Annotated in this window: 19 protein-coding genes; 15 read left to right on the forward strand and 4 right to left on the reverse strand. The window is 36.9% G+C overall.

The window, feature by feature from the left end; all coding sequences use genetic code 11:
- Positions 1-55 precede the first annotated feature (55 nt).
- From R3X26_RS16380 to R3X26_RS16395, 4 genes are all read right to left on the reverse strand, one after another.
- Complete coding sequence (locus R3X26_RS16380; RefSeq protein ID WP_317718410.1) at positions 56-2,452, reverse strand: YjbH domain-containing protein; 2,397 nt, start codon at positions 2,450-2,452, stop codon at positions 56-58.
- Between the two features lie 2 nt (positions 2,453-2,454).
- A complete protein-coding gene (locus tag R3X26_RS16385) occupies positions 2,455-3,300 on the reverse strand; it encodes a capsule biosynthesis GfcC family protein (protein ID WP_317718411.1) in 846 nt (281 codons plus the stop codon).
- Positions 3,301-3,303: 3 nt separating this feature from the next.
- Positions 3,304-4,005, reverse strand: coding sequence for a YjbF family lipoprotein (locus R3X26_RS16390; protein WP_317718412.1), 702 nt, complete (start codon positions 4,003-4,005; stop codon positions 3,304-3,306).
- A gap of 204 nt (positions 4,006-4,209) precedes the next feature.
- Complete coding sequence (locus tag R3X26_RS16395; RefSeq protein ID WP_317718413.1) at positions 4,210-4,515, reverse strand: hypothetical protein; 306 nt, start codon at positions 4,513-4,515, stop codon at positions 4,210-4,212.
- A gap of 364 nt (positions 4,516-4,879) precedes the next feature.
- Between R3X26_RS16395 and R3X26_RS16400 the strand changes: the two genes are divergently transcribed.
- The 15 genes from R3X26_RS16400 to R3X26_RS16470 all read left to right on the forward strand — a co-directional run bounded on the left by R3X26_RS16400 (position 4,880) and on the right by R3X26_RS16470 (position 21,450).
- Positions 4,880-6,199, forward strand: coding sequence for a capsule assembly Wzi family protein (locus tag R3X26_RS16400; protein ID WP_317718414.1), 1,320 nt, complete (start codon positions 4,880-4,882; stop codon positions 6,197-6,199).
- A 62-nt stretch (positions 6,200-6,261) separates the two neighbouring features.
- Positions 6,262-8,865, forward strand: a complete 2,604-nt coding sequence (locus R3X26_RS16405) for an SLBB domain-containing protein (RefSeq protein WP_317718415.1) — start codon at positions 6,262-6,264, stop codon at positions 8,863-8,865.
- A 141-nt stretch (positions 8,866-9,006) separates the two neighbouring features.
- Positions 9,007-9,990: a Wzz/FepE/Etk N-terminal domain-containing protein gene (locus tag R3X26_RS16410; RefSeq protein ID WP_317718416.1), complete on the forward strand. Its 984-nt coding sequence runs from the start codon at positions 9,007-9,009 to the stop codon at positions 9,988-9,990.
- Between the two features lie 255 nt (positions 9,991-10,245).
- On the forward strand, positions 10,246-11,343 hold the full coding sequence (gene rfbB / locus R3X26_RS16415; protein WP_317718417.1) for a dTDP-glucose 4,6-dehydratase: 1,098 nt from the start codon (positions 10,246-10,248) through the stop codon (positions 11,341-11,343).
- Positions 11,343-12,230 (forward strand): glucose-1-phosphate thymidylyltransferase RfbA, encoded by an 888-nt coding sequence (gene rfbA / locus R3X26_RS16420; protein ID WP_317718418.1) that lies wholly within the window; start codon positions 11,343-11,345, stop codon positions 12,228-12,230. The genes rfbB and rfbA overlap by 1 nt, the downstream gene beginning before the upstream one ends.
- The gene (rfbD, locus tag R3X26_RS16425) at positions 12,230-13,111 is read left to right on the forward strand and encodes a dTDP-4-dehydrorhamnose reductase (RefSeq protein WP_317718428.1); all 882 of its coding nucleotides are present in this window, start codon (positions 12,230-12,232) and stop codon (positions 13,109-13,111) included. The genes rfbA and rfbD overlap by 1 nt, the downstream gene beginning before the upstream one ends.
- 4 nt (positions 13,112-13,115) lie before the next feature.
- On the forward strand, positions 13,116-13,667 hold the full coding sequence (gene rfbC, locus R3X26_RS16430) for a dTDP-4-dehydrorhamnose 3,5-epimerase (protein ID WP_317718419.1): 552 nt from the start codon (positions 13,116-13,118) through the stop codon (positions 13,665-13,667).
- Between the two features lie 10 nt (positions 13,668-13,677).
- The gene (locus tag R3X26_RS16435; RefSeq protein WP_317718420.1) at positions 13,678-14,607 is read left to right on the forward strand and encodes an NAD-dependent epimerase/dehydratase family protein; all 930 of its coding nucleotides are present in this window, start codon (positions 13,678-13,680) and stop codon (positions 14,605-14,607) included.
- Between the two features lies 1 nt (position 14,608).
- Positions 14,609-15,847: an oligosaccharide flippase family protein gene (locus R3X26_RS16440; protein WP_317718421.1), complete on the forward strand. Its 1,239-nt coding sequence runs from the start codon at positions 14,609-14,611 to the stop codon at positions 15,845-15,847.
- Positions 15,829-16,737, forward strand: coding sequence for a glycosyltransferase family 2 protein (locus R3X26_RS16445; protein ID WP_317718422.1), 909 nt, complete (start codon positions 15,829-15,831; stop codon positions 16,735-16,737). Before R3X26_RS16440 ends, R3X26_RS16445 begins: the two co-directional genes overlap by 19 nt.
- Entirely contained in the window at positions 16,730-18,010 is a 1,281-nt protein-coding gene (locus R3X26_RS16450) for a hypothetical protein (protein ID WP_317718423.1), read from the forward strand. Before R3X26_RS16445 ends, R3X26_RS16450 begins: the two co-directional genes overlap by 8 nt.
- 11 nt (positions 18,011-18,021) lie before the next feature.
- The gene (locus R3X26_RS16455; RefSeq protein WP_317718424.1) at positions 18,022-18,597 is read left to right on the forward strand and encodes a hypothetical protein; all 576 of its coding nucleotides are present in this window, start codon (positions 18,022-18,024) and stop codon (positions 18,595-18,597) included.
- Positions 18,587-19,510 (forward strand): glycosyltransferase family 2 protein, encoded by a 924-nt coding sequence (locus R3X26_RS16460; RefSeq protein ID WP_317718425.1) that lies wholly within the window; start codon positions 18,587-18,589, stop codon positions 19,508-19,510. Before R3X26_RS16455 ends, R3X26_RS16460 begins: the two co-directional genes overlap by 11 nt.
- A 13-nt stretch (positions 19,511-19,523) precedes the next feature.
- Positions 19,524-20,453, forward strand: coding sequence for a hypothetical protein (locus R3X26_RS16465; protein ID WP_317718426.1), 930 nt, complete (start codon positions 19,524-19,526; stop codon positions 20,451-20,453).
- Positions 20,446-21,450 carry a glycosyltransferase gene (locus R3X26_RS16470; RefSeq protein ID WP_317718427.1) on the forward strand — a complete coding sequence of 335 codons (1,005 nt, stop codon included), beginning with the start codon at positions 20,446-20,448 and terminating at the stop codon, positions 21,448-21,450. Before R3X26_RS16465 ends, R3X26_RS16470 begins: the two co-directional genes overlap by 8 nt.
- The last annotated feature ends 592 nt before the right edge of the window (positions 21,451-22,042 follow it).

Consider the following 22,042-nt stretch of genomic DNA (forward strand, 5'->3'; position numbering starts at 1 on the left):
AATTTACTAATTAATTAACTAGCCAACTAAAAGCAGCCATTATAAAGCGCGCCAATTAGTTAGATTTAGATATAGGCTTACTAAACCATGGCGAGCGTGAATCGGTTACTTCAAACAATTGATATTTACGGCTTAACATTTGGCCGCCGTCGCGGGTCAGAGGCTGCCAATTAATGTTGGCACGTTGGCGACTTGGTTTGACCGTTAAAATATCCAGTGGGAACGAAAGATAGAAACCTTTAGTAAAGCTCCCTTCACCGTATTCGTCTGCCGTTAGATCAGAATAACTTGCATAGGCACCGGCAATAATTCCAGAATCAAATTGCTTAGAGAAATCGGCTCTTACGCCTTTATCTTGTCCCAAAAATTGGCCTACACCGATTTTGAATTGGGTATTGCGCGCAAATTCCCACTTCGGCATATAGTAAAAGTTAACGAAGCCAGTTGTACCTTTAGACAATACATAAGCGGCACAAGAAGTGGTGTAAACTCCATTGTCACAACCAGAATCAAATTCGTAGTAATCGTCGGAATAAACAGAGAACCAACTGCTTGGGTCACGTTGCGACACCAAGTTTGCATCGGCACTAATCGCCCAGTTTGAATTGGAACGACGATAAAGCACTTCACCACCAACCCCAGCAAACATGGATTCTAAATAACCACCGTAACCTTGCACATAAATATTGTCGCTCAATTGATCGAACCAGGTTAGCTGGAGCTGATTCATTCGTAGGGCATTTTCATGCACATACGATCTAAACAGCGTTCTCACTCGCGGAACAGCAAAGTTGTCAATATGTGGGTCATTGTCAATGTAGTTAAACTTATTGTAGTTATCAAATAGGTTTAAATACAGCGAACCGCTTAGCTCGATGTTATTAGTTAAACGGTAACTGGCATTGCCGGTAATACCGAATGCATACAAGTAAAACCCTTCAGCGCCACCAAAGCTTTGTGACAGTTTTGGTGCAATACCATAATTTAAAGGCGAGTTATCAGAAGCCAGTAACGTCGACGAAGGTTGTGATTGGTTGCGGCTTGCTGTGGCTGTCGCATCATTATTAACGGCTGCTTGTTCTGGCTTGCTGTCAGTTAGTTTTCCGTCAGCCAGTTCGCTATTAGTTAGCTTGCTGTCAGCCAGTTTACTATCATCTAGCTTGCTATCCGAGAACTGCGCATTAATGTACTGATGGGTTGCGTAAGCATCGAACTTGTCGGCGTCATAACGAGTGATATTTAAATCTAAATCTCGGTTCTGTTCAACAAAAGTGTAAGTGCTTACTTCTTCTGAACGATGCTGTGATAATATCGCTGCAATACGTTCATGGCCAATATCAAGGTCACGATACTTAATTGGTTCGCCTTTAACGGTAATATCGGTTGCCGATTGAGAAATGCTATTTTGTGCGTAGCCAGCATTGTCATTAATCTGCTTAGCCACTTGCTGCCAATCGGTGCTGTCGCTAGAACGTGTCGCTCTAGGTTGTACCGCTACTTTTTTACTATCGCGCCAATTGGTGCCCATTTGATTGAAATTACTGTGTAAATTCACACCAAACGTCAGCGTATCGCCACGTTCATAACTAAGACGTAAATCGGCCCAACCAGGAATATCGTATAAAACACCGACGTTCCAAGGCGTATGCGGAGTTAAATCTTTTGCACCTCTGGTAACAGGAAAATCTTGGCTGTAATCGTTGCTATCGTATTCAAGCTTAAGGCGCAAGGGTTGGTAAGGGGTTTGATATTCTACCCCAGCAAAAATCGCCGCTGGGCCAGTAAACCAGCGTTCATAGTCAACCGAACCACCATTGTCTTTGTAAGTGTCATCGCGGCTACAATAACTGTCAGAAGCTTTACAAAATGGATTGGTAATACTGCCTCGGGTGCCTAAATAGCCCCAGCCTATACCCAAGGTGAAATCGAGGTTATTAAAGCGTTTGGTGGCCGCTACGTATTCTGCATCAAATAGCCCGGTACCGCCAATGTCGCGAATACCAATAGACGTTTCAGGTAACCAGCTGCTCTCTTGCCAAAGCCTAAACTTCAGGTCGATACCTTTATCCGTGTATCGAGTATCGCCACTGTATTCCGAATTGCTACTAAACAGCATATCTTCAACTTGGGTATAGCGAATGGTGCTTTCCAGCCAAGGCATTAACTGCAGCGAGATAAAGCCGTGATAGTAATCCTGGTTAAAGGTACCGCCAAGATTAAATTCACCTTCTGGCGCAACCCGTCCAGTGGGTATTTGCATAAGACCCACGCCACCAAAATCTGACTGAGAGGTTTGCAAAGTCGGTTGATTAAATGCATCTGCATAGGCTATAGAAGGAATAACAAAAGTAAGGCCGTAACCAACCGAGCCAATTAAGCGTATCGTTTTAGAAGGTAAAAAAAATCGAGACAATAAAGACGATCGAAAAATTAAACAAGCTGTGTTATTCATGACTAATGGTTCCCTTGTTTAATCATATTTGGTTGAATAGGTTGCATGTATCGAAGTAGCTCAGCAATCTGTTGGTTGAGCTGTGAATACTCATCTGGCAAGGATACAAACCCAGATAAAATAATAGCACCAGGTGCCAAATAAGCACTTTTTCGTTGCCAAATAGGGTTAGAGAAGTGGCTGACTTGTCCATCGGGTTGAATAATATATATAGCAGTGCGATCACTGCCTTCAGGCAACACAACTTGATTTAAGTAGTGTAACGGATCACCGTCGTTTTGCTGTTTAACCGGTACAATCGTTTGCTCTCCACCAACAACAAAAAACATCTCAGAACGAACAGGCGTAATTAATGCATAATTTCCTTGCAAAGACGGATTAAACTCAGGTTCGAGTCGAACTAAGTCATTGTCTAATGCAATGAAATAACGGTAATTAAACCGATTTTGCTGGACAAGATCGCGAATAGACTCCGCTTTTAGGGCCAGTTTTGGCCTATTTTGAGTGAGAAATAGTAAGTTTTCTAAAATCTTAGATTTTTCTATTTCAATTTCTTCATTACGTTTTGGTTCAATTAACTGGGCAGCAAGCCAAAATGGGCTAGGGTAATGATTCGCGTCTGTTTGTTTGGCTGAATTAGTACTTAGCTTATTCGCATCTAGCAGCACTTGATCTAATCGAGAAGCCTGTGGATAGGATAACGTGACATTATAATTAGGCAATGTGACCGTGAGTGATTGGCTGGTAGCCTCAGCTTCAAGCGTTTCGGCGGCAGAGGAAAAACTTATAAAAGAAGAGAAACTAATAAAAGCAAAGCTCGCCAACAAGGTATTCAATGATTTCAGCATGATTTATCCAGCATAAGGTTTAAGAATGGTCATATCGATGCTAAACATATCAGGCCCAATTACTTGGATAGATTTTACTACCTGATGGGAGACGGCATCTAACCAAAAATGATTGGTAAATGAGGCATCTAAAGAAGGAATATAAACAACTTCTTGATAATAATTGGTTTTTTTTGTCCAAACCGCGGATTGAATTGTTTGTTGTTCAACAAAATACCAATCAATAGTCGCGTCAAAATTATAACGATAACCCGGTTGCCAATCATAAACAGTTTGCCAGGTTTGTTGCTGTGGTTTTTCGCCAAGCAAAGAGAGGGGGTCCGCACCATTTTGGTGAGTGAGACCGGCTAAGTTGTCAATGGGTAAGCGCAGTGTTTTAACCAAACGACCATTTTCTGTGACTAACATACTGGAATCGGAACTCACCCATTTCAACTGGTTTTGGTCTGTGTGTTGGCTAGATGGTTCCACTAGCGCTAATACAACAAAAAGCTCTGCACCATCACCAATCCTAATGTTGGCACTGGCGTAAGGTAAGTCGAGTATTTCTTGTGCCGATTGATTAGCATCGTTAAAACCAAATGCCAGTTCATTAGCTGTGGAATAAATGTCTTGGTAAGTTTGTGTGCATCCAGCCAGAAAAACCGTTGCTAATGTTAAAGTTATAAAACGTATCGCTATATAACGAATATCGAGGATTTTCATGGGTTATGACTGTCATCCAATAGGTTAAAGTGATTAAGTGATTATCGATGCAAAGTAACAAGCTTTATAAAATAAACACTAAAAAGGTAAATAGTGACAAAAGTAAATAATTGCATCAAAAACCAAGGGCCAAGCTTATACTATAAAGGCAGATAATAAAAAGCCATCGAATAATCGATGGCTTTTATATAATTAAGTGTTAACTTAGTTTGTACCCGTTGTAGTACCAGCAACGCTATCGTCAGCAACAGTAGATACAGCAGAAGCAACTGCTATGGTGGCAATAGAGGCACCTATAACACCAGCGGTACCAACTGCCGCAGCAGAGGCTGCAACTGTTGTACCGGCAGCAGCACCGCCACTAGCAGCAGCACCGCCACTAGCAGCAGCACCGCTACTAGTACCAGCAGAAGAAGCACCAGCTGCCTCACCAGCCGCCATTGCTGAGCCAGTAAATAAAGCTGAGCTTGCAAATAAAGCTAAAACTAGAGTAGTAATACCCTTTTTCATAGTTATTCCCTTTAAAACATCGATGTTTTACTAATTACTATCAATTAGTACCTATTAATATAACAAAAAAAATATCATATAACACTAATTTCATTTAACAGCATATAGGTAAAGTGATAGCTCTTGCGTATGAGTTAGGCGAATAAAAGTAAATATTTTTGCTAATTGTTGCATAGTTATGGATAATGCGCGCTGCTTGGGTTGAATTCAAAGATCCAACTAATTAATAATAATCAGACCCTTTTGCGCCATAGAGTTTTGCGCTGAGACTAAAGGGCGGTAGCGTACTTAAAGCTAAATAATACATAGAGTTAAATGTATATTAAATTAACGTCGATAATTGAGAGTTTTTTAGGTGAATAGAGTGTTAGGTTGCATCAAAACAGATAAAATAAGCACAGCGATATATAAAAAAAAATTAAGTCTTTGCTGTATATTAGCGATGCTTTCTCCTGCACTGTACGCGTCACCTTGGTTAGAAGCCAAAGACCCCTTCCTACGTTCTTCTATTGTTCTATTGTCTGATTCCGGTTCTATCTCTTCTCCCATGGGCCATTACCCTATGCGTTGGTCGTTGTTTGGTGATGATCTTAGTCAAGTCTCGCCTTCAGTGGCGAGATTTGTTGCCACCGCTGCGAACGAACTTCAATATACCCTTAATTCTGCTCGGTTAAACCGTGGCAATCGTTCTGCTAAATTCATGCTGGCTAACGAGCAGCCAACAATGTCCGAATATGGGCAGTTTAGTCAAAATGAATGGGGAGGATTGGCCAGCTACGAGTATTTAGAGAATGATTTTGCGTTTCGTCTTTCGTCTGGCTATGCCAAACACAACGATGATGAAGAGATCAGTTGGCAAAATTCTTATATTTCTTTCAATGCCGGAGAATGGCTTTTATCTATTGGTAATCTCGAACGTTGGTGGGGACAAGGTTGGCAGCATAATTTAACGGTAAGTTCTGACGGAAATAGCAATCCAGATATTAGTGCAAGTTATATTAATGAAAGTCAACTTCTTGGTATATGGAGTGTTGAGAGCTTTATAGCAAAGCCTGATCATGCGACACTTGATTACCATAGTGGAACAAGAATAACTACCAAGCCTTTGGATAAGCTTAGTTTCGGTATAACGTATCAAACATGGTTTGATAATAGCGATTTTGGTCAAAGAGACGATCAATTAACGGTTGATGCCAAATTAACATTACCCAAGTTAGCGTTGTCGAGCGAAAATGCGCTCTATCATAATATTTATGCCGAATTTGCTTCTAGTAATGATTTAGCTTCCAGTAACGACTTATCACAAGTTGGTGCCTGGTTAATGGGTTGGACAGGCAGCTTCGCGGTTGGTTTAAATACGGTAAGAGTGGTTTTAGAATCACAACAAAGTACCGAGCATCATACTTCTGATCTAACAGAGACAGTTTCGGCAAATACCTATGCAATGGATGAAAGTTATTCAGTTGCTGTGTATTTGCAATTACACAATGACCATAATCTCAGTATTAGTTACCGCCAATCTGATTATGAGCAACAGCAATCTAATATCAGCCAGGTCAATTATCGACTACCCGCTTTAGCAGGAATGGCGCATGTGGGGTTAAGTTATGTCGAATCGACAGGTTCAGCTTCATCCGAAGATGATCAAACCACACTTTGGACTGGCTATGAGTTTAGATTTTAGTCATTATAAGGCCAACTCTTTCATTTTTTTATTTATCGAAACTTACGCAGAACTTAATTAACATGCCTATAAAAAATACCATTATTACTTTAGTAGTCAGTGTCGTGAGTTTTAGCGTCTTGGCTTTTACGCCGACCGCTGCTCAAATTAAGCAATTTCAAAATTTGCCCAAGGCTCAACAGCAACAGCTAGCTCGTCAATATGGTGTTGATGTGAGTACGTTAACGGGCTCAAATACACAACCAAGTGTTCCTATTGTACAACCCAGTACACCAGAAAGAATCACTGTGCCCGCTGCACCCGCAAACCAAAGTTCAAAACCTGCTGGTTTACAACCATTCGGCTATAATGTGTTTGCCGGTAACTCAATGGGCTCTAGTGTTATTGATAATATGCCGGTACCACTAGACTATATTCTAGCCCCGGGCGATGAGATTATTGTTAGGCTTTATGGTAAAACGAGCCAGGAACTTAATTTAATTATAGATAGAGAAGGTTACGTACATTTTCCTTCATTTGGACCACTTTCTATTTCTGGGCAAACTTTCGCTCAAGCGCAAGCGTACATTTCTGATTTGATAAAACAGAAAGTGATTGGTGTCAATGTAGTGGTTTCGATGGGCGCGATGCGCACCATGCAAGTTTTTTTAGTGGGCGAAGTTGGTCAACCAGGCGCTTATAATGTCAATGGGTTAACTTCGTTGACTCAGGCACTAATTGCCAGCGGGGGTATCAATAAGAGTGGATCGTTACGTAATATTCAATTGAAACGACAGGGTAAAACCATCGCGACACTTGATTTATATGATTTACTACTACGAGGTGATGCATCAAACGATGTTCGCTTGTTAGCGGGTGATACCTTATTTGTCCCAAGCAAAATGTCTAACGTGTCGTTTTCTGGTCAAGTAAAGCGTCCTGCTATTTATGAGCTAAAAGGTAAAACCACATTAGCTCAGTTGCTTTCTATTGCCGGTGGCGCGACACCAAGAGCATATTTATCTAAAGTAAACATAAAACGTTATTCAAACAACGGTACTGAACAAATTACCGTTGACCTTGCTACTTCTACTGGTCGTAACTTAGTCGTTCAAGATGGCGACGAAGTGATCATTCCTGCTGCAACCAATGCTCTGAAAAATGCCATAGCGGTCAGAGGTGAAGTAGTTAGGCAAGGTGCAATACGTTTTGTCTCTGGTATGAAAATTAGTGATGTGATCACCTCGGCAGAGAATGATCTTAAACAAAATGCCGATTTAGATTATGCGTTAGTGGTAAGAGAAATTAACGCAAACCGAGAAATTGTTGTTCTTCAGTTTGATTTGGGTAACGCGTTAGCCGACAAGAATTCTCTGGACAATTTAGCATTGCAGGAACGCGATCAAATATTCGTTTTTGATAACGGTCTTTCTCTCGATTACTGGTATGGCAGCAATCAAAATAGAAAAGCGACCAGTAATGATAGAATTGTGGATAAAGAGCGTGAAATTATTGATGCATCAACCAGCGCCATAGTGTCGGTTGATTCAATGAATGAGTTGAACGTACAAGACAAAGATAGCACTACTCGAGCAGACAATATTAAGCAAACCAGTCGCGAATTATTGCTTAACCCAATTATCGAGCGTTTGAAGGCACAGGCTGCATTGCATCATTCCGCTAATATTATTGAAGTGACCGGTGCAGTGAAATTTCCAGGTACGTACCCATTAGCGCAAGGTCGTTCTTTGCAGCAGGTAATTAAAGCCGCGGGTGGGTTGAATGATAATGCCTATTTAACCGAAGCTGAAATTACCCGTAAAACCAAAACAGCAGAAAGCTATCAAGTTTCTCATTCTTCTTTTGCTCTCAATGCGGCTCTAAATGGACAAGTAGCGGTGACGCTAAAACCGCTTGACCATTTGGTTATCAAGAAGCAACCAGACTGGCAACAAGAGATGGTTATTGAATTGCAAGGTGAAGTAAAGTTCCCAGGTAGTTATACTTTCCAGCGTGGTGATACCTTACAAGATGTGGTTAACCGGGCAGGTGGCTTTACTCGTTTCGCTTATGTTAAAGGCGCAATTTTTAGTCGAGTAAGTTTACGTAGACAAGAGCAGGAGCGTTTAAAAATGCTTAATGCACAACTAAAGCAAGAAATTGCCAGTTTGGCATTAAGACGACAAAGTGCGTCGGCGACTTACCCTACATCACCTCCTGAGGCGATGGCTGTAGCCGAAGAGTTGGAGAATACGCAAGCTGTTGGCCGACTTATTGTTGATCTAGAATCGGCCATGCAAGGCGACCCGTCGGCTAACCTGATGCTTGAAAAAGGCGATAAGTTATATATTCCTGCAATCAACCCAACAGTAGCAGTGATGGGGGAAGTGCAATACACCGCCAACCATACTTATAACCCAGGTAAAACCGTGGAAGATTATCTGTTATCTTCGGGGGGAACTAAAAAACAAGCGGATACTGATAGAATTTATATTGTTAGAGCCGATGGCTCAGTTATGGTACCGAATAATTCGTTCTGGTTCAGTCGTAAACAGAAACCTTTAGAACCTGGCGACACTATTATTGTGCCTATCGATACCGATTATCTCGATGGATTAAGTACCTTAACGTCTGCCACTCAAGTGTTGTATCAAATTGGTGTTGCTTGGAGTGCAATCAAAGATTAAGACGTGCAATTTCAATGGACGGCTATCTATTAGTTGGGTAGCGTTCATTGTCAATAAAAAATGTATTTTTAGTGAAATTATTTTTTGGTAAAAGTGCCAAGAACAATCGATATTACTCATGATCATTAAATAAAGTTATTTATGAATAAACCTACCTTACAAGATCCCAATCAAGTCCATTACGTTTATGCGGGACAACATTTTCCATCAGACAACTCTGATGAGATAGATTTGCGAGAACTTTTTATTGCGCTGTGGAAAGGCAAATTAATCATTATTTTGGTTACTTTTGTGTTTGCTGTTGCCGGTGTGCTGTTCGCTTTGTCGCAACCGAATACTTATAAGGCCGACGTAGTGCTCGCTTCTTCTTCAGATGGTGGACAAAGTGGTATGGCAGCCATGGCGTCTCAATTTGGTGGCTTAGCATCGCTAGCTGGCATTAATTTAGGCGGAGGCAGTAACGACAATAAAGCAATGGCATTAGCGGTATTAAATTCACGTCAATTTTTGAATACATTTATTACTGAGCACGATCTATTGGTACCTTTAATGGCCAGTACCGAATGGAATGCTTCAAGTGGCGAATTGATTATCAACCCTAAACTATACGACCAAGCAATCAATAGGTGGGTACGTGAAGTTCCGGAAGGAAAATCAGTAGTTCCAACGGACTGGGAAGCGTATAAAAAATTTAAAAGTGATGTTCTCGCGAGCGCAGACGCAAAAGAGACAGGTTTAGTGACACTATCGGTTACTCATTTTTCACCGATTGTCGCCCAACAGTGGGCCACTTGGTTAGTGGAAGATTTGAACGCATGGATGAAAGAAAAATCGTTGGCAGAAACCAAACGTAACATTGGTTATTTGAAACAACAAATTGAGAAAACTGATGTTTCCGATATGCAGTCAGTATTTTATCAGCTAGTGGAAGAACAAACTAAAAACCTAATGCTTGCCGAAGTAGAAGATGAATACTCGTTTAAAACCATTGATCCGGCAGTGATACCTGAAGAAAAAGCCGGCCCCAAACGCGCACTAATATGTGTGCTAGCGACGTTACTGGGGGGCATGCTTGGTGTCGCTATCGTGCTGGTTAGGTTTGCTTTTAGGAAAGATGAAGAGTAATTGGTTGGTTGAAAGTGAAACAACGAGTTCATTTATTTTTCAAAAAAAAAAGAGGGCCTATTGGGGCGGTTTTTAAAAAATAAGAAAAATCTAGGTTTTATAAGGGATAGTCGAAAATAGACTGTCTCAAAATGAATAAAAATTGTCTCAGTGCTATTTAAAAGGCTGAGATATTTTTGTGAGTAAACTCCTCAGAAACAAACTTTATCTTCACATTCGTGAGTTGTTCTAAACAGAAATTTATAAGAGAAAACTATGAAGATCCTCGTCACTGGCGGTGCCGGTTTTATCGGCTCTGCAGTCATTCGTCATATCATTAAGAACACTTCTGACAGCGTGGTTAACGTTGATAAACTCACTTACGCAGGGAACTTAGAGTCACTTGTTGAAGTTGATTCAAACGAGCGTTATGTATTCGAACAAGTCGATATTTGTAATCGTACTGAATTAGACCGAGTGTTTAAAGCGCATCGACCAGATGCGGTGATGCACCTTGCCGCGGAGTCGCACGTTGACCGTTCAATCACCGGTCCTGCCACATTTATTGAAACCAATATTGTCGGAACCTACACCCTACTTGAAGCAACTCGTGAATATTGGAATACGCTTGAAGAAAGGCCAAAGTCAGAGTTTCGTTTTCACCATATCTCGACCGATGAAGTGTATGGCGACCTTCCACATCCCGATGAGGTTCCAGAAGGCACTGACCTGCCAATGTTTTTAGAAACTACCTCATATGAACCATCGAGTCCATACTCGGCGTCAAAAGCATCCAGCGACCATCTTGTGCGTGCGTGGTTACGCACTTACGGCTTACCAACAATGGTAACCAACTGCTCAAACAACTACGGTCCTTATCATTTCCCAGAAAAATTGATCCCATTAGTTATCTTGAATGCTTTGGAAGGAAAAGATCTTCCAATTTATGGTAAAGGCGACCAAATTCGAGATTGGCTGTTTGTTGAAGACCATGCACGCGCACTTTATAAAGTCGTGACGGAAGGTCAAGTAGGTGAGACCTACAACATCGGTGGCCACAATGAGAAGAAAAACCTCGAAGTCGTAAACACGATTTGCGACATTCTAGATATATTAGTACCGAAAGAGTCAAAGTATGCAGAGCAAATCACATATGTTCAAGATCGCCCAGGTCATGATCGACGTTACGCGATTGATTCAAGCAAAATGCAGCGTGAACTGAATTGGACGCCAGAAGAGACGTTTGAAACCGGTCTTCGTAAGACGGTGCAATGGTATCTAGATAATTCAGCATGGTGTCAAAACGTGCAAGACGGTAGCTATCAACGTGAGCGTTTGGGTGTAGAAATAACAGAATCTAAGGAAAGTAAATAATGAAAGGGATTGTTTTAGCGGGGGGGTCTGGTACTCGCCTGTACCCACTTACTCGTGGTGTATCAAAACAACTATTGCCTATCTACGACAAACCAATGGTGTTTTATCCAATTTCAACATTAATGCTCGCTGGCATCAAAGATATTTTGATTATCACAACGCCAGAAGATAATGCAGGGTTCCAACGTCTACTGGGTGATGGTTCAGATTTTGGTATCAACCTGGAATATGCGATTCAACCAAGCCCTGATGGTTTAGCACAAGCGTTTATTATTGGTGAAGAATTCATTGGTGATGACAGCGTGTGTTTAGTACTGGGCGATAACATCTTCTATGGTCAGTCTTTTTCTAAAACACTGCAAAACGCCGCTTCAAGAGAATCAGGTGCAACCGTGTTTGGCTACCAAGTGAAAGATCCAGAGCGTTTTGGCGTGGTTGAATTTGATAAAGAGATGAAAGCCGTTTCAATTGAAGAAAAACCGGAAGCACCAAAGTCCAATTACGCAGTAACGGGTTTGTATTTCTACGATAATCGCGTGGTGGAAATGGCCAAGCAAGTGAAGCCATCTCATCGTGGTGAATTGGAAATTACCACGCTAAATGAAATGTACCTAAATGATGGCGCTTTGAACGTAGAGTTATTAGGTCGTGGTTTTGCTTGGTTAGATACCGGCACACACGAAAGTCTTCAAGAAGCGTCCTCTTTTGTACAAACTATAGAGAATGTGCAGGGATTAAAAATCGCTTGTCTGGAAGAAATCGCATGGCGTAATGGTTGGTTGAATGATGAGCAAGTTCTGGCGCTCGCTACGCCAATGATGAAAAACGAATATGGTCAGTATTTAACGCGCTTGATGAACGAAACTCAGAACAAGGCGGTAAAATGATGCGAGTACTCATTACTGGTTGCTATGGTCAAGTGGGCTCTTGCTTAACTCAGCAGTTGGCCAATAACGGAAATATCACAGTACGCGGTTTGGATAGAGAGCATCTTGATATTACCAACCAGAAGGCAGTCAGTGCAGTGGTTTCGGAATTTAAACCTACTATCATTATCAATGCCGCGGCTCATACCGCGGTTGATAAGGCTGAAGAAGAAGTCGAACTTTCTTATGCGATAAACCGTGATGGTCCAAAATATCTCGCACAAGCAGCGCAGAGCGTTGGTGCTGCAATGCTGCATATCTCGACCGATTATGTCTTTGAAGGCAATAAAGTAGGTGAATATACAGAAACGGATGCGACTAACCCGCAAGGAGTTTACGGGGAAAGTAAATTAGCGGGTGAGCTCGCTGTTTCCGAGGCGTGTGAAAAACACATTATCCTTCGTACAGCATGGGTGTTTGGTGAAAATGGCAATAACTTTGTCAAAACCATGCTGCGTTTGGCTGAAAATAGAGACGCTTTGAGTATTGTCGGTGACCAGTTTGGTGGACCAACTTATGCGGGGGATATTGCAAGTACATTGATTCAAATTGCAAAGCGTATCACTCAAGGTGAAACGGTTGAGTACGGTGTTTACCACTACTCAGGTTTACCTCACGTCAGTTGGTTTGACTTTGCTGATGCCATTTTTGATGTTGCGGTTGAACAAGGAGTTCTCGCAAATAAACCAAGCATAACGAGTATTACCACCGATCAATACCCAACCCCCGCTAAGCGTCCAAGTAACTCTCGTTTAAGTAATGAGAAGATCACTCTAGGTTTCTCGGTTAAAGCAAGTAATTGGAAAGTTGCACTAAATAACATTCAAGCGTATATAGGCTAATAAAATGAAAGTAATCGATACTCGTATTCCTGATGTGAAAATTATAGAACCAAGTGTGTTTGGTGATGAACGTGGTTTTTTTATGGAAACCTGGAATCAAAAGCAATTCGAGGAGCTAGTAACGGGTAAACCGACACAGTTTGTGCAAGATAATCATTCAAAATCGAAGAAAGGTATTTTGCGTGGTTTGCATTATCAAGCAAAGAATACTCAAGGTAAGCTTGTACGCGTGATTTCTGGTGAAGTATATGATGTAGCCGTAGATATTCGAAAAGAGTCAAAGACTTTTGGTCAATGGGTAGGAGAATATTTATCTGCTGAAAACAAACGTCAGCTTTGGATTCCGGAAGGATTTGCTCACGGTTTCTATGTGGTGAGTGATGAGGCTGAATTTGTATATAAATGTACTGATTTCTATAACTCAGAATATGAAGAATCCATTTTATGGAGTGATGAGACGTTAAATATCCTTTGGCCGATACCGAAAGGTGAGGTACTTTTGCTTTCCTCAAAAGATCAAAAAGGTTGTTGTTTTAATGACGCAGTATATTTATGAGGATAATGCAATGAGTACGACAGTTTTAGTTGTAGGAGGTTCTGGTTTTATTGGTCGGCATTTAATAGAAAAGCTATTAAATGAAGGTTTGAATGTGAAATTATTAGATATTCACAAGCCAAACTGGGTTTCTCAAAAAGTAGAGTTTTTAAAGGGATCCTTTATTGAACTGAAAGAAGAACACAATGTTTTCTTTAAAGATGTGAATGTTATATATCACTTGGCATCAACGACAACCCCTCATAGTGCAGAAAAAAACTATTCGTATGATATAGAGACAAATTTAATAGGAACAATCAAATTACTTGATTTAGCTGTTAAAAATAATGTAAAAAAATTTATATTTTCTTCATCTGGAGGGACTGTATATGGAGATAAACACTCTGGTGATATAAGTGAGAAGATGATAAGTGAACCAGTGTGTTCTTATGGAGTAGTTAAGTTAGCGATAGAAAAATACCTAAGTATTTACAATAATAAACATGGAATGCAAACATGTTCAATAAGAATATCAAATCCATATGGTATTTATCAAGACCCAAGCAAGAAACAAGGGGTAATACCGATTTTTATTAATAAGTTGATTAATGAAGAAGTGATAGAAATATGGGGAGATGGCAATATATTCAGAGATTTTATATATATCGATGACTTAATTGAAGCTTTATATAAATGCTTAATGGTTGAATATCAGAATGAAGTGATAAATATAGGATCTTCAGTTGCTTCATCTATCAATGATGTGGTTGAGTTGATATTTAAATCATCAAATAAAAAAACAAAAGTAGTGTATAAAAAATCACGTGGCTATGATGTTAATCATAGCTGTTTAAATATTGATAAAGCTAAAGAAGTATTATCGTGGAAACCAACGGTGAATTTGGAAGATGGAATAATTAAACTGACCAACTATTATATAAAGAGTGAAGGTGTAAAATAAATTGAAAAACAAAGTTCTAAGTAATATTATTTCTCTATATGTTGTTCAGGGTCTAAATTATTTAGTTCCTTTGCTTATAACTCCTCTATTGTTAAGGGTTTTAGGGCTTGAAATATACGGACTTTATACTGTAATCTTAGCTATACTGCAGTATGTCATTATTTTCTTAGATTATGGATTCAATTTAACAGCAACGAAGCAAATAAGTTTAAATCAAAACTCAAAAAAGAATACCTCTCAAATATTCTCAGACATTATGACAATTAAGTTAATTGCTTTGCTAATAATAATCTTAACTGTAGCTGTTAGCTTATTAATAAAGACTACATTTGATTTATATTTAGAAATGGTACTATTAGGATTTGGGATTGTTATCGGTAGAACACTAAACCCTGTATGGTTATTTCAAGGTGTTGAGAAAATGCATTGGATAGCAACGTTAAATGGACTTTCTAAATTATTGATGCTTATTTTAGTGTTTTTTTTAATAAAAGATGAAGGAGATTTGGACTTACTTATAATTATTCAGAGTGCTATTGGAATTATTGTGGTTGTTTCATCAGTAATGCTATCGATGAGTAAAGGATACATTACTTTAGTAACCCCTTCAAAACAGGGCATGATGAAGCAACTTCAATTAGGAAAAGATATATTTATTTCTACAATCTCTGTAAGCATTTATACTACTAGTATACCTCTGGTTTTGGCATTTATTGGAGGAGTAGAATCTGCTGGTATATATAATGCTGCAGATAAGTTGAGACAAGCAATTCAAAGTATAATAAATCCAATTTCTCAAGGATTGTTTCCAAAATCTAATCAGTTGATGGTGTCAGATAAAAGAAAAGCATTCATATTCATATATAAGGTTTCTGCTTTTATATCTGTATTAATAGTATCTATTTGTCTGGCTGTATATGCAGCTTCAGATTTTATTGTAGATTTGTTATATGGTGAAAACATGGGAGAAGTTGTTAAACTATTAGGTGCTCTATTGTTTATTCCGCCTATTGTTGCGCTATCTAATATGTTAGGTTTACAGATTATTATTCCAAATGGAAAATCAAATTGGTTTAAGTACACATATATATTGGCAGGATTAATTGGCTTGCCCATGATTATTGTGGGGGCTTTGAGCTATAGTTACTTAGGCGTGGGTGTGGCAGCAGTTATTGTTGAGTTGGTAGTGTTATCTATGTTTGTTTTCGAGGTGAGAAGAAGTTGGAAAAATCAACATTAGTATCCATATGTATTCCTACAAGGAATAGAATAGGACTATTAAAAAAAGTTATTAAATCTATAGTTAATGATAACGTTGACTATTCTTTATTCGAGATAGTAATATCTGATAATTCAGATGATAATCAAACAGAAAATTATTGCAAAGAAATGAAAAAATTGGGTGTTAACGTAACATATTATAAAAATGAAAATATGGGCTTTTATAACTCGATAACTTCATTATCTTTGGGGCGAGGAAAATTTTTAAAACTGCACAATAATTATAGCACATTTGTTAGTGGACAATTTAAAGAACTTGTTGAGTGGGTAGAGAAGAATAAAGTTGAAAAGCCAATGTTATTTTTCACAAATGGAGAGTTAGGCCTAAAGCCTAATAAAATAATAACGATTAATAATAGAAACTTATTTTTAAATAAAGCTACATATCTGATTACATGGAGTTCAGGGTTTTCTATCTGGAGAGATAATTTTGAAGAGTTGGATACTAGTGAAGGACAAGTAAATGAAATGTTCCCACATACATCGTTGTTACTCAAATCACTTCCTAAGTCTTATGTGATTAATGACGATATAGTTATTCAAAATTTAAAAGTAGATAAAAAAGGCGGGTACAATATATTTAAATGTTTTTGTCTAGATTTTCTACATATGATTAGAAATGACATAAACCTTGATAAGAGAACAAAATTAAAAATAAAGTATGACTTATACTATAGGTTTATAATAGTGTGGTATTATCGAACAATAATCGATAACAGAAACGAATTTACATTCGATACTGAAAATGCATTTAACTATATTAGACAAGCATATGGGCTTCCATTGTCAATAGTTGTGGTGTTAATTGGGAAAATAAGAATAGCATTAAAGTGGTTATGTAATGTTTAATCTTGATTTTTTGAGAGTTTCAGGGATTCTATTTCTTATGTTAGGTGGTGCCTACAAGCTTTCAATAATCAATATTAGTGTTGCACATATAACATTAATTGCTTTTATTTATATTTCAATAAAAACGAATAGATTAGCAGAATTCTTTTTGTTTGTTAGAAAAATGAAGACTTTTAATATTTATATAGTTGTGTTGTTTTCATTGTTGATAGTATCAATTATTAATTTTTCCGTTTTAGGCAAGGGTGATGAAGGTTTTATTTTATGGCAAATTAAAGTGATTTCCTCAGCAATAATATCTATATATATGTTTGGGTATATTACTGCTAGAGTGATTGGAAAAATTGAAATTAAAGATGCTTTCAAATACATATCTATTTTTATAGTAATGCTATCAATTTTTGTGCTTTTTCAATTAATAAGTCAGGACTTTAGATTAACTTACTTAAATATTACTGCGATCGATGGGCATTGGAAAGAATGGGCTTCTGATAGTCCAAGAGCAGTCGGTTTGAAAGGAATGTCAATATGGGATAGTTCCTTAGCTTACTCTTTTATTTTTCTTAGTTTATGTTCCATATATTTTAACGAAAGTATAACTTTCAAAAGAATAACATTTCTATCTTCAGCTTTCGCCTTGGCTATACTGCTATCTTTTAGTGGTAGAACTGGAATTATTTTTTCTTTTCTTTTTTTTACATTAGTATCTTTTAACGATAGGGTACTATTTAAAAACTACGGTAAAATGATATTAATATTATTATTATTAGTTCCGATAGTTATGCTTTCTGTTGATGAATATTTGTTGTCCCGTTTACTATATGCTTTCGAATTTTTAATTAATATTGCTCAAGGTAAACTTGAAACACAATCCACAAATGATCTAATTAATAACCATTTATTTATACCAGAGATCAAAAACTTAATTCTAGGAGATAATATATTTATAGGTGATGGTGGTAGTTTTATTAATTCTACAATTAAAGCCTCAGACTCTGCATTTGTAATAAATTATGCGGCATATGGAATGTTTGGATTATTAGGTACATTGCTAATAACTTTAATGACCACATTGATTTTATATAGGATGCTTTTAATTAAAAGAAGTTTATTTGTAAAGGTTATAATTTTTATGGTTCTCTTCATAATATCATTTGGTCTGCATGTAAAAATAGTGGCATATATAAGTCCTACGTATCTAAAGTCATTGGTTTTTTGTTCTATTCTTATAGATATATTTCGAATGAGAAAGTTTTATAACCATCCAAATTAGAGTTGATTTTAATGAATGTAAGAAATGAAAGAAAACTAATTTTATTATCTAAGATTTTTATATCCCAGTTTAGAAAAATAAGAAATTTATATTACTCTTATACATTTAGCACATCCAAACTAAGAGTTGGATCTAGTGGCGTTTTTTCTGGAACTAAAAATATAACTTTCGGGAAAAATGTTTTATTGGGAAACTTCTTTTGGCTTGAGTCTCATAAGGATGGGAAAATATATATTGGGGATGATGTCTCTTTTAGTTCAAATATTCATATAGCATCTTCGGTTGAAGTCTTTATTTCATCTGGCTGTCTAGTTGGAAGTGATGTATTAATCACAGATCATAGCCATAGTTATGGAATGAAGTATTTTGATATTCTTCCGAAATATCGTAAAGTTACTTCAAAAGGAAAGACAGTTTTAGGCTCCAACTGTTGGATATGTGATAATGTCAAAATATTATCCGGAGTAAACTTAGGAAGTAATGTTGTAGTTGCTGCTAATTCTGTGGTCACACAAAGTTTTCCTGATAATGTGGTGATAGGTGGAATTCCTGCCAGAGTTTTAAAAGAGAATATAAATGAAAGTTGATGTGTTGCTAGGAAGTTATAATGGCGAAGGTTACATAAGAGAACAAATTGACTCTATTTTAGGACAAAGTTTTAAAAATATTAGTTTATTAATTCGAGATGACGGCTCTACTGATGAAACAGTTAATATAATAAGAGAATATTCTTCTAAAGATTCCAGAGTTAAAATTATTGAAGATAATAAAATGTCTAAAGGTGTTGGTGAAAATTTTAAGAGTTTATTGTTAAACTCTAATTCAGATTATGTTTTATTTTCAGATCAAGATGATATCTGGTTTCCAGAGAAGGTTGAAACTTTAGTTAATTTTGCTGAAGAAAATTTTAATGAAAATTTACCGTCTATTGTTTATTCCTCTGGGTTGATAGTAGACTCAAAATTGAATGAAACTGGTAATATAACAGATAAGAAACTTAGTATATCATCGATTGGTGATATGTTGATATCTAATGGTGGTGTACAGGGTTGTGCTATTTTAATGAATAAGGCATTAAGCAACTCTTTAAAAGAAAGCAGCGATAAGTTTTTTTGGCATATGCATGATCAAGTTGCAACGTTATTTGCTGCTTCATTTGGGTCGATTTTTTATTTGCCAAAACCACTTTTTTTATATAGGCAACACGGATCTAATGTAAAAGGGTATCATAGAAAGGATTTTACATCTCTATTTAAAAAGTCTCTAAACATAGATTTTATAGTAGAAAATAAGTCATTTCAGCTTTTCGTTGATTTTTATAATTTTTATGAATCCAAATTAACACACAAGCAAGCCAAATTAATTAATAGTTTTATTAACTTAAAAGGTAAGAGGAAATTCTTATTTTTAATATTTTTAGTTAGAAATAAAATTAATCTTTCAAAGTCATTGATGAGAGGTTTAGTAAAATCGGTTTTAGCAAAAAAAATTTATGAATAGGAACTTTTAAAATATGAACTTTTTAATATCTACAGCAAACTATAACTCAAATGAAGATACATCTCTGTTATTCGAACAAATTTACAAAAAAGCAAAGTTCGAGAATGAGTTTAATTTTGAATTACTAATATTTGATAATTCAAATAGTTTGGATGAGAATGGATTTTTTCAAGAACATGATTTAGAAAATCTCTCAATAAAAATATTAAAGCCTAATCGAAATATTGGGCTTGCTCCAACTTGGAAGTTATCATTTAATAGTTTCTTAAATGATAGTAAGTATGATGTTTTAATTTTGACTAATAATGATGTAATTTTCACAGAAAATTTCTTTGAAAATTTAGAGTCAGAAATATCTCTTAATGATGGTGTTGTATTTGGTCCTAGTATATATAACCCAGATAATACACCATGGTCGTTAGGAGGCAGTTTTGGTTCTCTGCCTTGGATAGTGAACCATCATAATTCACTTGATATTTTTGAGTCATCTCCAGACAATACTCAAGTCAAAACAGAACACCTTAGTGGTTGTTGCATGTTCTTCACTCGTAAGTCAATTAATCACTCTATAATTTCTGGTTTAAGTGATTTCTTCTTTAGAGGAGAGGAATGGTTCCTGAATAAGAGATTGTCGGAACATAATATAGAAAAGAGGTTGTTAAAAAATGTCAGGTTAATACATAACGAAAATGGTTCACATGACAGATTCTCGTCAGCTCATATTTACTGGGCTGTAAGGGCTAAAATGTTATATATTAAAAAAATGAATATGAAAAACTATATAGTCTCAATTGTTACTTACCCTTTGCATTCGCTTTCTAAGGGTTTGTTTTTTTATTATAAAAACTCAGATGAATCATTGTTTGATGTTTTTAAAACCATTATAAGAGCTTTAAAGCATGGTGCAACAAAATCTGTAGTAAGAGCTACCGATTATGAGTGATATGAGAATTTTACACTGTATCAATTCAACTTATATTTATGGTGGTGCAGAAAAAATCGTAGACTGCTTATGCAATGAAGCCAATCATGAAAAGTTTACTATTTTCAACGGAGAGACATCTAATATTGTCGATAAGCTATTGGCATACTTTAGATTCTTCTTTTTTTTGGTGTTTAATCGATATAAGTATGATTTTTTCCATTTTCACTTGTTTCCAGCCTTTTATTTTTCGATAATAATACCAAGAGATAAGGTAATAATACATGAACATAATACCTATAATAGGAGGAGGGATTTTAAATTTTTTAAATATATAGAGAAAGTGCTTTACGTCAGGGCAAAAAATGTAATTTGTATTTCTGACTCTGTTCATGATAGTTTGTGTGAATGGTTGGGGGGCAATGATAACTTTAAGGTAGTTCCTAATTTCTCAAGATTTAAATATAAAAAAGCTAGATTTAAAAATAAAAAAGATGATGTCAACGTTGTAATGATTGCATCATTTTCAAAACAAAAAAAACAAGATTTAGTAATCAAGTCCGTAGCATATCTTCCTTCAAATTATAAGTTTCATTTTCTAGGAGATGGCCCAACTCTAAAATCCTGTATGAGTTTATGTAGCGAATTGGATTTGAATGAACAGATAAACTTTCATGGAAATGTAGATAATGTTTCAGATTATATTAACCTATCTGATTTCTGTATTTTACTGTCTTCGTGGGAAGGTTTTGGTATGGTTGTTGTAGAGGCCGCCAGTTTAAATAAAGTAACTTTATCGTCTGATGTGTCCGGACTTTCATCTGTTGTCAATAATGAGAAGTTATTGATTACTGAAGGTGAATCTTCAATTCAAATAGCTAATAAAATTGAAAGTATTTCAAATGTCTTAAAAAGTTCCCCTTCCTACTTTGATGACTATTGTTATTCCATTAGCGATAAATACTCATATGATAAATATATAATTAATTTAAATAAGATTTATTTAAGTAGTCATTAAGAAAAAATAGAAAACTATCACAACGTTTCCTTGATTGTGGTCTAGAGATGCACCCGACGAAAACTAAGGTTGTTCACTGCGTAAGCGATTAATGAACCAGTGAAGCCTTAGTCAGCTTCACCGATTTCAATGTTCCACGGTATGAGATCCGACATATCATCGGTTGGAGTGCGTTTCGGCAACTCGGTGAACAAGCAGGGAAAAATCATGAGTTGCATTGATTTATAAAGAATTTTTTATTGTCATTATTAAACCACCTTCTTCAGAAGGTGGTGATCGTCCTTTTGGGCTAAGCCCGAAAGGCAATAAAGCTAAAAGTAGCAATTATTTTCTGATGTTGAAAGGTATTGAGCAATATTGATATTTAATTGGTTAAATCTAAGTGCGACACTTTGACTTATGTGTAAAGCAGAGCGCTAAGAGATTACTAGAATCCAACTTAACTCTCAGTAGCCCCCTTTTAGGGGGCCGTGTCAAAGCTACCTGCTATTGCAGGTAGCTTTTTACTCTGTGTCCAATAGCTAAGAGTAGCAAACCTGATTTAGGTCAAGTAATATTTTATTAAGAAACGATCAAGTTGTAGATCATTTTT

This window comes from Vibrio sp. TH_r3, assembly GCF_033101115.1.
Taxonomy (GTDB): domain Bacteria; phylum Pseudomonadota; class Gammaproteobacteria; order Enterobacterales; family Vibrionaceae; genus Vibrio.